Here is a 14,580-nt window from a genome sequence, read left to right as displayed (position 1 = left end):
TTACGTGCAAAAGGAGGCCGTTATGAATAACAGTAATATTACGATTTATGATGTTGCAAGAGAAGCCGGAGTATCAATGGCAACCGTTTCACGTGTTGTCAACGGGAATCCAAACGTCAAACCTGCAACTCGTAAAAAAGTGTTGGATGCAATTGAAAACCTAGGGTATCGTCCAAATGCGGTAGCTCGGGGTTTAGCTAGTAAAAAAACGACAACTGTCGGGGTTATCATCCCGGATATTTCTAGCATCTTCTTCGCAGAATTAGCAAGAGGAATCGAAGACATTGCTACGATGTACAATTACAATATCATTCTTTGTAACTCAGACCAAAACAAAGAAAAAGAAATACATCTACTCAATACTTTATTAGGAAAACAAGTTGACGGCATCGTCTTCATGGGTGGTACGATTACAGAGGAACATGTTGAGGAGTTCAAACGTTCTCCGGTTCCGATCGTGCTAGCCGCTACAGTCTCCTCTGATAATGAGATTCCAACCGTGAATATCGATTATCAGGAAGCGGTTTATGATGCTATCAAGCTGTTGGTTGAAAGAGGAAATGAAAAAATTGCAATGGTATCTGGACCACTTGAAGATCCGATCAATGGTGAGTATAAATTTATAGGATATAGAAGAGCGTTGGAGGAATCAGGCCTTTCACTTATTGAGGACCATGTCCACGTTGGTGATTACACCTATGATTCAGGATTAGAAGCCGCTGAAAAATTCATCAGTTTAGAAGACAGGCCTAGTGCAGTTTTTGTCGGTACAGATGAAATGGCTCTAGGGGTCATCCACGGTGCTCAAGATAATGGATTGAACATTCCAAAGGATATGGAAGTGATCGGCTTTGATAATACACGTCTGGCCTCAATGGTTCGTCCAACCCTGACTACAGTAGTCCAGCCGATGTACGATATCGGGGCCGTAGCGATGAGATTATTGACGAAATTCATGAACAATGAAAAGGTGGAAGATCGAACCGTCATCCTCCCACACAGAATTCAACTCAGAGATTCTACATTAGAATAGGACAAAGAAAAGCATGCGGTTCTACTGAAACGCATGCTTTTTATTAAATCTTTTTAAACCACAGGCTATGCCCGTGTGAAAATTAACCTTTAAGGGTTGTAACAGAAAAATCTCCTCTCATTATAATAGAAACTGGCCGTCAAACCAATTTCAATTAACGAGAGGAGATCTGCTCATGTCGAGCGACAACAGTTTATCACATACCCGATGGAATTGTAAGTATCACATTGTGTTTATCCCAAAGTATAGAAGGAAGATCATATTTGGGAAATTGAGAAAAGACATTGGTGCGATTCTAAGAAGATTATGCGATATGAAAGATGTTGAGATCATTGAAGCTCATGCAATGCCAGACCATATACACATGTTGGTCAGAATACCACCCAAAATGTCAGTATCTTACTTCATGGGATGCTTAAAAGGAAAAAGCTCTTTGATGATACATGACCGACATGCAAACCTCAAATATAATCATGGAAATCGGACGTTTTGGGCTAAAAGATACTATGTGAGTACAGTTGGACTCAATCAAAAAACAGTAGCGAAATATATTCGAGAACAAGAAGCTGAAGACCGTTTGCGGGACAACATGACTAAACGAGAATATGTAGACCCATTCAAGAAATAGGTAGAGAGATAAACGGTTGACGGTCAATTCAAAAGGCCCCTTTAGGGGTTTGTTGGTAAAGTGCTCTTATAGGGTGAAACTAAAACCGCCCGTTTTACGGGCGGATACTTACTGAGGTGATGGGTTTCTTCTCTTTTCAATTTTAAAACTCAATCGATTTTTTCCCACCTACAATGGGTAGTATCACATGGCTTTGTCCAAGAGAAACCTCGATATTTGCATTATTTTCTTCAGGAATAGTCCAGCGATCATCACTTCCAGCAATGATGATCCCTATACGGTGACCTGGCTTGAACACATAATCTTCAGGAAGGGTATCCCACTGGAATCGATAGCTCTTTCCAGGTTTCAATAGGTCAGTACTACCAAGGGACCTCCAGTTCTGTACATCAAGCCAACCGTGAGTTACGATTTCATAAGGTGCTTCGTGAGTTGTTTTTTCAGTGACTTTATAACATGCCTTATCTACGTTAGAGCTTTGTCCCCAGCAATTTTCCTCATCCAGCGTCTGTATGCCTTCCCCTCTGCTGCGATGATTGACACGTGTATCTGCTCCGTAATCGACGATCAAAGCTGTGAGATTTGTATCGTTTTCACCAATCTTTGCTCTGATATCTAATCCAGGAACTCCGCTGATGCGTATGGTATTTGTGAGTTCAGGGGACAAGAAAATCAAACGGTTATCTTTATTCGTAAACTCATCTTCGACCATTTCATTATTGGTTTGGTTCGGGTCGTCAGTGAAAGATTGTGAATGGTTGCCTTTTACTGGTCCTGTAGTCAAAATACCAGGTAACTCTCCGTCTTCATGGCCAAATCTGATTTTCACTGGTTCAGAATCAGTATCTGGCCATGATGAGTAGGTTTCCCATTCGTCTGCAACACGTTCTATGTCAACCATCGGCTCATCCATGATTCCATTATCCATATCGAGTAACCAATAATCGAACCATCGATGTAGTGTATTCACCCATTCTTCTCGTCTGAAGTCGAACGGATCGACGTGACCGGTTTGTGTCAGCCATAACTTTCTTGGGACATTGTGCCGGGATAGCTCTTCCCACCAATTGGAGAAATGATTGGCTTTTACATTATAGTCATTCAATCCATGAACAACGAATACACTCGCCTTTATATTCATAGCATCCTTCACAAAATTACGCTCATCCCAAAAAGAGTTATAGTCTCCAGATTCATCATCGGCTCCATCTGCCAACTCTTCCCTGATTGGAGCACACTCCTCCACACTTTCACTATCTGTCACCACTCTTGATAGATAGGAAGGACCGCCATTGTAAAATGTGATTCCTCCATAACGGTAGTAATCATACCAGCTGCTGATGGCGGCAATCGGGACAATCGTCTCCAGCCCCTCAACTCCAGTTGCGGCAACACCATTCGCTAGGGTACCATCATACGATTTTCCAATCATACCAACTTTACCGGTTGACCAATCAGCAGAAACCTCTTGCCCATCTTTATTCCAAGCATTTGTTCGTCCATTTAACCAGTCGATGACGGCTTTGATTCCTTCAGTTTCTTCATACCCACCTGTAGTCGGACAGCCTTCTGAATTGTTTGTACCAACCATATCAACTTGTACAATAGCATAGCCTCTTGGAACAAAATAATTATCATAAAAGAGTGGGAACTTTTCATTAATGCCGTCACCATCAGGATCTTTTATTTCTGATTCGTTTCCCCGTCCAAGACGTTCATAATAAGGGCTGGCATCCATTATAACTGGCACAAGCAATCCGTTTTGTGTTTCTTTTGGTCGAATGATATCTGCAGCTATCAGATCAAGCTCCCCATCTCGATCACTGTCTAATGCCGTTTCAACATATACCGTTTGCTTGATTGAATCTTCATAATCGTAGATTGGTTGTGAAACATTTTCAGATGGTAAATTGTAATCTACTGATTTTTCAGCAGTAGTTGCATATGTAACAGTTTCAAAGGCTAGAGAAGAGGCTAAAACAAGGGATAAAGTCAAAGCTATTCTTGAACCTGATTTTCTCCTGAACATAGAAACCCTCCTAAACTATTTAGTTTCATATAAAAAACTAGATTTACATCAACCTTATAGGAATCTACCAAATTATTGAAGGTCATATGGACTGAATTATTTCGGGACTCTAAATAGTTCTTGAGAAATAGCTATATCAGACAAGATAGGAATAAAATATCAAAATATTCCAATTATATTGACAATATTTTCTCCAATCATTAGAATCCTTGTATCTTGAAACTATTTTACTGAAGGAGGTAGAAGATTAATTAGGCCATGAGTCATACGATTGTTCATCAAGAAACAACACAGTTTGCATCACCTCTTATATAAAAAGAAAGGATGAGTGCATTGATGAAAAAGAAAATCTACTTATTTTCTAGTGTTTTAGTAGCCTTGATCTTTGTAGCTTCGATCATCTATTTCCAAACCTCGGAACCAACATCAACTATGGAAGAAACAAAAGGAGCAGAAGAAACAGTCGATGAAAGGGTTGAAGCGGATTTTGCTGAAAAGGGACCTGGAAAACGTGATGATTGGTTTATGACGCAGAAAGGTTTTGAGGAGGAAGACATCCCGCGAAATGCCTTTCAGAAAGCATTTGAACAAACGAAACAAATCCGTGCAACGACTGCAAAGGAAGCCCCGGGGGCTCTAAGTCAGAAATGGGAATTCAATGCACCAAGCAACATCGGTGGACGTGTTGTGGACCTCGTGGTTGATCCGAACAACGAAGATACCATCTACATAGCAGCTGCCTCTGGAGGAGTTTGGAAAAGTACGGATGCTGGGAAAACCTTCGAATCAGTATGGGAAGATGATCTTGTCCAATCGATCGGTGCGATCGGCATTACACCAGATGGAACACTCTATGTAGGGACAGGTGAAGCGAATCCTGGCGGAGGAAGTATTGTATATGGAGGTACTGGAGTCTATAAATCTTCGAATGGTGGAGAAGATTGGGAATATATCGGTTTGAAAGACAGCAATGCGATCGGGCGTATCCTCGTTGATCCTTCCAACCCTGATAAAGTATGGGTAGCAGCATCAGGCCCATTATTCCACGATGGCGGAGAGCGTGGTTTATATGTAACCGAAGATGGAGGTGATACTTGGGAGCTTTCACTTGAGGGGGCAAATAAGACTACTGGAGCGGTCGACATAGCAATTGATCCTGAAAATCCGGAACGTATTTTTGTCGCAATGTGGGATCGTATCCGTTATCCGAATGAGCGTAAATACGGTGGAGCAGGATCAGGGATATATCGTTCCGATGATGGGGGAGCTACATGGACCCAGTTGAAAGATGGACTGCCATCAGGAGAGGAAGTTGGTCGGATTGGCCTTGTGGTTTCTACCTCTAATACTGAAAAGGTCTATGCAACCGTCATTAAAACAGATGGCTATTTTGAAGGATTTTATATTTCAAGTGATGGAGGTGATTCTTGGGAAAAACAACCACGTAATGATCAACTTGCAAACTCGCAATCTTCGTTCGGCTGGTGGTTCGGACGTAATTATGTTGACCCGAATGACGGGGATCACATATTTGTATCAGGTGTGCAGCTGATGGAATCAACTGATGGCGGCGAGACCTGGAATCGATCTAGAGGAAGCATCCACGCCGATCAGCATACGATGGCATGGGATCCAAAATCACAAGGACGTGTCTATCTTGGAAACGATGGAGGAGTATACAGATCTGAAGATAATGGGTCCGTATCATCAGAATGGGTGAAAGCAGAATATGAACCTTTTACACAATTTTATACGCTTGATGTAAGCCGTCAGGATCGTTCCCGGTTATCCGGTGGCACCCAGGATAACGGATCAATCCGTTCATGGGGAGAGGGAGAAGCAGGGTGGAACAATTATTACTATGGTGATGGTCTGGTCAACCTGATCAATTATGAAGACCAAGACATTGTGTATGCTTGTTACCAGTATGGAAATTGTGCCCGTTCTGAAGATGGCGGAGAAACGATGACCTATTTTACTAATAAAACCGTATCTGAGCGCAGGAACTGGATGACACCAGTCGTATTCGATCCGAACAATCCTTCTGTCATGTATTACGGGGGGAATATAGTCAATCGTTCCACAGATGCCGGTAAGACATGGGAAGCGATCAGTCCTAGTCTTTCAGATGCTGAAAGTCAAGACCAATATCCGTTCGGAACGATCACGACGATTGCCGTATCGAAATCGAATGCTGACGTCCTATACGCTGGAACAGACGATGGAAGAGTGTGGTCTACAAAGGATTTAGGTGAGAATTGGAACGAAATTAAGGATCCTAAATTACCGGACCGTTGGGTGACGCGATTAGCTGTCGATCCGAAAGATGAAAACATCGTTTATGCAACATTTTCTGGTTTCCGATCTGGCGATAATGCTGCTCATGTCTTGAAAAGCAAAGACGGGGGTGAAAGCTGGAGTGATATAAGCGGGAATCTTCCTGATGTTCCTCTGAACGATCTGGTCGTCCATCCTCAAAAACGAAATGTTCTTTATGCAGCTAGTGATGTCGGTGTATTTGTTTCACTGAACAGCGGGAAGAAATGGTATAGCCTCGGAAATGGAATCCCGGTCGTTCCGGTCACTGACTTGAAATACCATGAGCCATCCGGTGTACTGTACGCGGCAACATTCGGACGAGGTGTATATGAAGTAAAACCAAAAGGTTGGTAGAATAACAAAAAAACTTATCTTTTCCAAAAAGATATACGCAGGCTGTCGAGAAAAATTCGGCAGCCTGTACCTGTAATCACGGGTGATAGATACTGGTAAATCCTTTTGTTGATTTTTAATAGCAATTATTTTAAACGAAATTCACGATACTCCTGCGGGAAAAGATAGCCAGGCAAGACCCTGTACAATTTTTAAGAATTAATTAGAATATTTCCATTGCTGGATTACAAAATAATAAAGAAATATCTTTTTGTTTTGTAATACCACATTGGAAGGATAATAAGATGAAGAAATTTTTGTACTTACATTAGGTTTGCTGATCGTGCTGCAGATGGTTCTATCTCCTGTTCATGCAACTAATAACCCGAGAAATATATATGAGGTGAAATCAGGGGATTATCTTTGGAAAATTGCTAATACGTATGGGACTACTGTAAAAGACCTGAAACTGATCAACGGACTGCAATCCGATGTAGTATTTGTCGGCCAGAAATTAAGGGTCCCCATCATGTACGAAGTTGTTCCTGGGGATACCCTATGAAAACTTTCACAATCATTCAATTCTACAGTCCAGTTGATAAAACATCGAATGGTCTTACATCGAACATGATCTATATCGGACAAAAATTAAAGATTCCCCCTAAAAGATTGACCATGCAAGGACAGTATGTACTTATGACAAGAGAGGAATTCAAGGATTGGTTATTCAATAATCATCATTTCATTAGAAAAATAGGTAAAATCCAACAACATCACACGTACCAACCATCCTATCAGCAATTCAATGGTTCCAATCATTTTCCTTTGTTGAAGGGAATGGAGGAGTATCATGTAAAGGAAATGGGATAGAGTACTATAAGTCAACAATTAACCACATTTCCAGACGGAAAAGTAGCAGTTGGTAGACCATTCGATACACCCCCTGAAGGTTCGTTAGGGTTACAGAATGAATCTGCGATGCATGCTATTGAAGCTGATTCGTTAGCAATTGAAAATGTCGGGAACTTTGATAAAGGTAAGAATCAAATGACCGCGGAACAAAGGGGCACCATAATTACTGTCACAGTCTTGTTAATGCTGAAATATGGCTTGACTCCTTCCATTGATAGTATCACCTACCATCATTGTTGGGATATCAATACGGGAGAAAGAGTGTTGGATCACAGTGAGGGACATGCTGAAAAAACCTGCCCAGGGACAGGTTTTTTCAGAGGAAATTCTACAACCAGCGCTAAAAGTAATTTTTATCCCTTAGTGTTACAAAAAATGAAAGAAATTTCAGCTTCTATGCAATAACAGCGCCATTAGGAACTTGAACTTGAATCCCATTTCAATTCTTTCTTTATCCAGACCCTTGATACGATTGGTATTGAGGGGCTTCTTCTTTTGTTTTAGAGGCAATCAAATAATAACTAAGAGGAAATAATGGTAATCATAAGAATTCTAGGTTAAAGCAATGATCACGAATTTTATCCGTTTGAAAAGCGTATGGAAATTTAGCATAAAAACACTTCAACACTTTTTACACTTTATGTATAGGCCCTGGTTTAGTAACTTGTATTATTGGTAAGATACGAATATATAAATAGTCTTCAATACGAAATCAAGGATGGTATCAAACATGAAAATCAGAATTGAAATCACATATAAAACGCCAAAAGGTCTAACAACGTTATTAAATTCAGAGGTTATGGACGCTGAGCAAGGGATAAAAATCGCTGAGGATCTTGAAAGAACGGGACGTACAAAAAATTTAAAGTTTATCGATAATCTTGAAAATACGTGGTCCTTGAAGGAACTGAAGGAATTTATGAAGGGGATTGAAACTGAACCCCATAATATAATGGTTTTTTTTGATGGTGGTTTTGATCTTGAAACAAGAAAATCTGGCCTGGGTTGTGCGATTTATTATGATCAGAATGGAAAATCCTTGCGCCTTCGGAAAAACGCTTTGGTAGAAGAGCTTAACACAAATAATGAGGCAGAATATGCAGCACTTCATCTTAGCCTTATGGAATTGGAGCAACTAGAAGTTCATCATTTGCCTGTTAAATTCATTGGTGATTCACAAGTCGTCATCAATCAATTGAATGGTGAATGGGCTTGCATGGAACGAGAATTATCAAAATGGGCTGATCGGATTGAAACTAAACTAAAGGAATTAGGTATCCAACCAGAATATGAATTAATTTCCCGAAAAGAGAACAGGGAAGCGGATCAATTGGCCTCTCAAGCATTAAAAAAGGTAGATATTGAGAGTACAATCGAAACGAAATCCCAAAAATAAATAGAGTTAATATCGATAACAATGACAACCTTGGGTAAACTACTGTAAACACCAGGGAGTGAGGGCATGAAATTAAATGGAAGCATCATATCTGGAGACTTCGATCAATTGAATAATGAGTTCATGTTGGAAAAGGTCAAACATTTCTCCACAGAATCAACTCTTAAAGAAACACAATTGAATAATTTGTATGATTTTCTGTATAAGAATAAGGATGAGGCTGATGGCTTGGTGCTTACGTTATACGATCAAATGCTGATCCGTTTGAACCAATACGAAATCAATCAGTTCATACAAGATTTAAACGATATCAGATCTCTCTATCAATAAAATTTGAAGGGTTTTCCTATAGTTGAATAGGAGAACCCTTCCTCCTTGAATGGAAAGTTCATAAAATTTTGAAAAATCATATATGATCGGAAGGATTTTGTCTTTTTAAGAGGAAAAGTATAACGAGAACCTTCCTTTCAAAATTGCAATACTCGTTGTTTTGCCTGAAAATGAATACGCTTACAATGCGTTTATCGCTGTGAAAGGGATGGAAAAAGCACATACATAGGAGGCGGTAAAGGTGTTAGGTATGGAAGATGTCGGAGTTGCTTTTGTATGGATTGCAACTGTACTTGCAACAATCGGATGTATTGTTTTTGGAACTGTAATGTGGAACCGTGGGGGAGATGAGCAATGAATTTAGCAGTATTGATTCCAATCATCATTGTCTATATCGGGATCATGTCTGGTCTTGCCTACTATGGTTATAAAAAGACAACCACAGAAGCGGATTACCTTGTAGGTGGACGGAACATTCACCCTGCTGTCATGGCCCTTTCTTACGGAGCGACTTTCATTAGTACCTCTGCTATTGTCGGATTTGGCGGAGCTGCTGGTGTGTTCGGTATGGGATTGTTATGGCTGGCATTTCTAAATATCGTCCTTGGAATTTTCGTTGCATTTGCGGTATTCGGAACCAGAATCAGAAGGTTGTCACTCAAGCTTGATGCATCAACCTTCCCGACTCTTTTAGGTAGACGATATGAGTCGAATTTCATTACGGTTTTTGCTGGAGCGATGATTTTCGTATTGATGCCAGCGTATACGAGCATTGTATTGATTGGAGGCGCGCGTTTCCTGCAGGAATCTCTTGCGATGAACTTTAATATTGCCTTATTGATCCTCGCGTTGATTATCGCACTTTACGTAGTCAGTGGAGGAATCAAGGCCGTCATGTATACGGATGCCTTCGGGGCAGTCATCATGCTTGTAGGTATGGCGATTTTCCTATTCGTTACCTATCAAGCTGTCGGAGGTTTGGTTGAAGGCCATAGTGGACTAACGGCAATGAAGGATCTAGTTCCTCCACCATTGGTTGAGGGAGGGCACCTTGGCTGGACAAGTATGCCTGCACTCGGGTCACCATTATGGTGGACGGTAGTAAGTACGATTATCATGGGTGTTGGAATCGGGGTGCTTGCTCAGCCACAGCTGGCAATGAGATGTATGACGGTGAAGAATGATCGTGCCCTTTACCGTTCTGTGCTTGTTGGCGGGATTTTCATTTTCTTTATGACAGGTGCCGCTTTTGTAATCGGTCCATTAAGTAACTTGTATTTCTATAATAACTCTGGTGAAATTGCATTGACGGTAGCTGGGGGGAATGCTGATTTGATCATTCCGAAGTTCATCAATGCTCTTATGCCAGATTGGTTCATTTACTTATTTACACTGACGCTGTTATCCGCGACGATATCAACTGTTTCTTCTTTAATCCATGTTCAAGCGACAGCTTTTGGTCAGGATATATTAAAAACACTTGGTGTGAATAGTTTCTTCGGTATGAAAATGGATTTGTCACGTATTGGTGTCATCCTTGGTGTTATCGCTGCGGTTATTCTCGGTTACATCCTTCCAGCAGGAGTCATAGCGACATCGACAGCATTCTGGTTTGGTATATGCGGGGCAGCATTCTTGCCTGCATTGATGGGGGCTCTATTTTGGAAAGGCGCGACAAGAGCTGGAGCGACCTACAGTATTATAACAGGATTTGCAGTCAGTATTTTCGGATTTATCTTTTTCCATCAAAAAGAGGCAGCAGCTTTTGGAATCTCAAAAGCGATTTTCGGAAAAGAAACATTACTTGCGTTTCCTTGGACACATGTCGATCCTCTCTTCTATGCCCTGCCATTATCAACAATCGTCTTCGTTGTGGTAAGCTTGTTGGGATCAAGTTCAAAAGTGAAACGTGAATACAATGAGCAACACAAGACAGCTTTATAATTGCAGTAAAACAGTCCTTCTACTCTTTGAAGGGCTTTTCTTTAGCCCTGGTATAAAACTAGCCATAGTTCATAGAGAGGATAAAGAATAAAGTACTTTCTAACAAAACGAGGTTCTAGATAAAATTGCCACTGATAACCACATCTATAATCTTACTTTTGAAGTATAAAAAATCTACCCACCCTTAAGTTGATAAGATAGGGAAAAAATCAGGCTAGTTTGGTCATCAATGGTTTTTGCACGTTCAAATAAATAGAAGTCAAGGATTCTCAAAGCTAGGGGATTTACTCTAGCTTTTATTTTATTTGCCATAGTAGACGTGCAGACCCATTATACAGAAATAGGGACTTCCATCTATACACGAATCCATCACCCTGAATACTATACTATAGCTTTTTCAAAGGAGGTGATAGAATGGGTGAATTTATTGCTAGATTGAAAGGTGAAAACGAAGTACCTCCAGTCGATACGGAAGCTTTCGGTGTTGCAAAATTCGTTACCAATTCAAGACGGGAGCAGATCAGGTTCATTTTGCAAGTGAAGGATATACGGAATCTTGTACAAGCCCATATCCACTTTGGTGCTCGTGGTCAGAATGGTCCGGTACTCGTTTTCTTATTCGGGGCAGACCTTGCCACGCTTGAAGAACAACATGGCATCACCACCAACCGCGGGACGGTCACAGGCATCATAACCAATGAAGATATCGAAAATAATGATATTGGCGTTAGAAATGTGGGGGATCTGATCACACTTATGTCTGAGGGACTCACTTATGTCAATGCTCATACCGAACAAAACCCGGCAGGCGAAATCCGGGGACAAATCAAGCGAGTCCGAAAAAATCGCTTTTTGACCTGATCCGGACAAGCTGTGGTCCAACTAAAACTTGACTTTCTTCACTATAAAAATACCTCCTTACAAATGGAGTTTTTTTACATTTCATTTGGTACCCAGATCACTTAACTTTTTTTAAAAGTTAATAGTCCTTCGTAAAAAAAGAACCCAAAGCGCTCGGCTTGCCAAGCGCTTTAGGTCGTTATTTTCTAAAATTCACAGTAAGATTTTGGTTACACTGACTTTTTTCGTTCCTGATATGTTGGAGGGCTCTTTGCAGCATGACTTGGTTTTTGTCACAGATTTCTTGCTTTCTTGGAATGCTTGGATAAAGATCCGCTTCATCATCCCAGAACGTCGGAAGGTCGACAGGGGCTTTTTCCTGCCATTTTTTCAACCATGCCTCAGGAAGTGAACCTTGAAGTTCAATTCCATTCATTTCTGCCCAAATGAGAGACCATGCCCTCGGTACAACTCGCCAAATATCGTAACCTCCACCGCCGACGGCAATCCAGCGTCCTTCTGTGTAACGGTCCGCAGCACGATTGACTAATTCAGGGATTTTACGGTAGGACTTCATCGTGAGTGAGAGGTGGGTCAAAGGGTCCCAATAGTGAGCATCAACACCATTTTGACTGATGATGATGTCTGGTTTGAAGAACTTCACGATTTCATCAATCGCTTCCTCAAGTATTGGTATCCAAGAATCATCCTCTGTAAAGGCGTCTACAGGAAGGTTGAAGGCATAACCGTAGCCTTTACCGGCTCCTTTTTCTGAAACGTTACCAGTACCAGGGAATAGATAACGACCAGTCTCATGAATCGAAAACGTGCATACATCCGGGTCATCGTAGAAAGCCCACTGAACACCGTCGCCATGATGGGCATCCGTATCGATATACATGATACGTGCGTGGTATTTTTGTTTCATGTATTCAATTGCAATAGAACTATCATTATAAATGCAAAATCCAGATGCTCTCCCCCTGAAGCCATGATGTAATCCGCCGCCTAAACTCAGCGCCTTGTTTGTTTTCCCTTCAAAAACTTGCTCTGTAGCGGTCAATGTTGCTCCGACCAGCCAAGCGCTTGCTTCATGCATGTCTTTAAAAACCGGCGTATCATCTGTATCCAACCCGAAACTTGATCGCAGCGACTTAGGTAGCTGGCCTTGACCTGCTTTCTTAATGGCATTCATGTAATCTTCGCTGTGCACAAGCAGGATTTCTTCATCAGTCGCTTTACGCGGCTGGACGATCTGATCTTCCGAAAGAATCCCTGCATCTTTCAATAGTTCGAATGTCATTTGGAATCGAAGCGGATTGAACGGGTGATGGTTACTGAACTTATAGCTTAAAAGCTGATCTGAAAAGACGAAGATCGGCTTGGTCATACGAATTCTCCTGATGTGTCCGGCCATAATACGTTGTATCCCTCCGATTTCAAATGATTGATGATAGGCAGAGGATTCATTGTCTGTACTCGCAGTACAAGTACCTTGGTCGCATTTGTTTCTCCAGGGTAGACGAGAACACTGTTGATATTGACGTTATGGTTCCTGATCACAGCCGTTACATCCGCTAACTTGCCAGATACGTTTTCCACTTTAATTTCAAACTGTGAGCTTGGCTGATGTGCACCAGTCAGTTGGATCAATGTATAAAGCATGTCCCGTTCAGTAATCATTCCGACGACTTCATTGTTTTTCACAACGGGGATACATCCGATGCGTTCTTCATAAAAAATCGAAAGTAATTCTTCTACAAAATCGTATGGGTGACATGTAATCACATCTTTAGTCATTACCGATTGTACTTCTGTATCGCTAGGAGAATGTTGGTTGGGAATCCGGTCCAAAACCAAATCTCTATCAGAAACGATCCCCACCAGATGTTTTTGATCATCGACAATAGGAAGATGGCGTATCCGATGGCTTTCCATCAGTTTCTTAGCTTCTTCTATACTGACATTTTCCCGGACGGAAATGATTTCCGTTTTCATCATAGCTTCGACTTTCATCTATGGACCTCCTAATACATAAACCGATTTTGGAAACGGAGCTGATCGAATTTCTGGATGGATTCGTGATCAACACGGCTTCCGATCCTGGCCATCAAACAATTGGCTGGGTGAGAACTGATTTCAGGATCATCCGTTGCATACCATTCCAGGCCGCCTGCATTCATCATTTTTTCCATGACTTTCCGGTAGTCCCAAACGGATAACCCGGTACCTTTCAAATCCCAATGCCAGTAGTACTCAGTCGTAATGATGATGAAGTCTTCCATTGCATCATCCATCATCGATACTTTCAATAGATTTTTACCGATTTTATAGTTACGGAATTCCGGAATGATTTCAATTGCTCCAAGCTCTATCAAATTCTCCATATTGCCTTGTGACCAGCGTTCAAGAGGATCGGGATACACATATGTGACGTATCCTACAATAGTATTATGATAGCGTGCGATAATAATTCGTCCCTCAGGCAGTCCTGCTATTTCGATCAGGGCTTTATGCTGTTCAGCAGGAGGACGAAACGCAGTGAGGTCTTCATGGAATTCATAGCTTGCAAGAGTTGTTGGCTTGATCGGTCCTTCTAAAATCAATTTCCCCTTAGGTGTATTCATGGTTTTTGCATTATAAATTTTTGTGTGCTTCAAACTCAGTTTCACCACCTGTATTCATACTCTATTACTTATTATACATGAAATCACAACGAGTAAGCGTTTTCAAACTGAAATACTAGGAACAGTATTAAAATTGAGAATAATCGAAAATATTGATATACTGAATCTAAATCTAAGGCTTTGTTAAAA

The 14,580-nt window shown here is 41.1% G+C and carries 15 protein-coding genes; 11 read left to right on the top strand and 4 right to left on the bottom strand.

Annotated elements, in window-relative coordinates; genetic code table 11:
• The first annotated feature begins 22 nt into the window (after window positions 1–22).
• Both ccpA and tnpA read left to right on the top strand, forming a co-directional pair.
• The gene (gene ccpA, locus ACJROX_RS21460) at window positions 23–1,033 is read left to right on the top strand and encodes a catabolite control protein A (protein WP_408007241.1); all 1,011 of its coding nucleotides are present in this window, start codon (window positions 23–25) and stop codon (window positions 1,031–1,033) included.
• A gap of 175 nt (window positions 1,034–1,208) precedes the next feature.
• A complete protein-coding gene (gene tnpA, locus ACJROX_RS21455; protein WP_408007240.1) occupies window positions 1,209–1,661 on the top strand; it encodes an IS200/IS605 family transposase in 453 nt (150 codons plus the stop codon).
• A 142-nt stretch (window positions 1,662–1,803) separates the two neighbouring features.
• On the opposite strand, the gene ACJROX_RS21450 is transcribed toward tnpA, so the two are convergent.
• Window positions 1,804–3,690, bottom strand: a complete 1,887-nt coding sequence (locus ACJROX_RS21450; RefSeq protein WP_408007239.1) for a Xaa-Pro dipeptidyl-peptidase — start codon at window positions 3,688–3,690, stop codon at window positions 1,804–1,806.
• 336 nt (window positions 3,691–4,026) lie between these two features.
• Here ACJROX_RS21450 and ACJROX_RS21445 point away from each other — a divergent pair, with 336 nt between their 5' ends.
• From ACJROX_RS21445 to ACJROX_RS21405, 9 genes are all read left to right on the top strand, one after another.
• Entirely contained in the window at window positions 4,027–6,363 is a 2,337-nt protein-coding gene (locus ACJROX_RS21445) for a WD40/YVTN/BNR-like repeat-containing protein (protein ID WP_408007238.1), read from the top strand.
• A gap of 322 nt (window positions 6,364–6,685) precedes the next feature.
• Window positions 6,686–6,904, top strand: coding sequence for a LysM peptidoglycan-binding domain-containing protein (locus ACJROX_RS21440; protein WP_408007237.1), 219 nt, complete (start codon window positions 6,686–6,688; stop codon window positions 6,902–6,904).
• A complete protein-coding gene (locus tag ACJROX_RS21435) occupies window positions 6,901–7,212 on the top strand; it encodes a hypothetical protein (protein ID WP_408007236.1) in 312 nt (103 codons plus the stop codon). The genes ACJROX_RS21440 and ACJROX_RS21435 overlap by 4 nt, the downstream gene beginning before the upstream one ends.
• A gap of 108 nt (window positions 7,213–7,320) precedes the next feature.
• A complete protein-coding gene (locus tag ACJROX_RS21430; protein ID WP_408007235.1) occupies window positions 7,321–7,659 on the top strand; it encodes a hypothetical protein in 339 nt (112 codons plus the stop codon).
• Between the two features lie 325 nt (window positions 7,660–7,984).
• Complete coding sequence (locus tag ACJROX_RS21425) at window positions 7,985–8,650, top strand: reverse transcriptase-like protein (protein ID WP_408007234.1); 666 nt, start codon at window positions 7,985–7,987, stop codon at window positions 8,648–8,650.
• 66 nt (window positions 8,651–8,716) lie between these two features.
• Window positions 8,717–8,980: a hypothetical protein gene (locus ACJROX_RS21420; RefSeq protein ID WP_408007233.1), complete on the top strand. Its 264-nt coding sequence runs from the start codon at window positions 8,717–8,719 to the stop codon at window positions 8,978–8,980.
• A gap of 250 nt (window positions 8,981–9,230) precedes the next feature.
• Complete coding sequence (locus ACJROX_RS21415) at window positions 9,231–9,338, top strand: hypothetical protein (RefSeq protein ID WP_408011724.1); 108 nt, start codon at window positions 9,231–9,233, stop codon at window positions 9,336–9,338.
• On the top strand, window positions 9,335–10,924 hold the full coding sequence (locus ACJROX_RS21410) for a sodium:solute symporter family protein (protein ID WP_408007232.1): 1,590 nt from the start codon (window positions 9,335–9,337) through the stop codon (window positions 10,922–10,924). Before ACJROX_RS21415 ends, ACJROX_RS21410 begins: the two co-directional genes overlap by 4 nt.
• A 414-nt stretch (window positions 10,925–11,338) precedes the next feature.
• Window positions 11,339–11,785, top strand: coding sequence for a CHRD domain-containing protein (locus ACJROX_RS21405; RefSeq protein WP_408007230.1), 447 nt, complete (start codon window positions 11,339–11,341; stop codon window positions 11,783–11,785).
• A gap of 178 nt (window positions 11,786–11,963) precedes the next feature.
• Here ACJROX_RS21405 and ACJROX_RS21400 read toward each other — a convergent pair whose 3' ends face one another.
• From ACJROX_RS21400 to ACJROX_RS21390, 3 genes are read right to left on the bottom strand one after another with little or no spacing between them, the layout of a single operon-like run.
• A complete protein-coding gene (locus ACJROX_RS21400; protein WP_408007229.1) occupies window positions 11,964–13,154 on the bottom strand; it encodes an acetoin utilization protein AcuC in 1,191 nt (396 codons plus the stop codon).
• On the bottom strand, window positions 13,151–13,780 hold the full coding sequence (locus tag ACJROX_RS21395) for an acetoin utilization AcuB family protein (protein WP_408007228.1): 630 nt from the start codon (window positions 13,778–13,780) through the stop codon (window positions 13,151–13,153). Before ACJROX_RS21395 ends, ACJROX_RS21400 begins: the two co-directional genes overlap by 4 nt.
• 11 nt (window positions 13,781–13,791) lie before the next feature.
• Window positions 13,792–14,424, bottom strand: a complete 633-nt coding sequence (locus ACJROX_RS21390; protein ID WP_408007227.1) for a GNAT family N-acetyltransferase — start codon at window positions 14,422–14,424, stop codon at window positions 13,792–13,794.
• Window positions 14,425–14,580 lie beyond the last annotated feature (156 nt).

The organism is Pseudalkalibacillus sp. A8, assembly GCF_045920555.1.
In the GTDB taxonomy this organism is placed as follows: domain Bacteria; phylum Bacillota; class Bacilli; order Bacillales; family Fictibacillaceae; genus Pseudalkalibacillus.
This window is presented reverse-complemented; position numbering and strand designations above follow the sequence as displayed.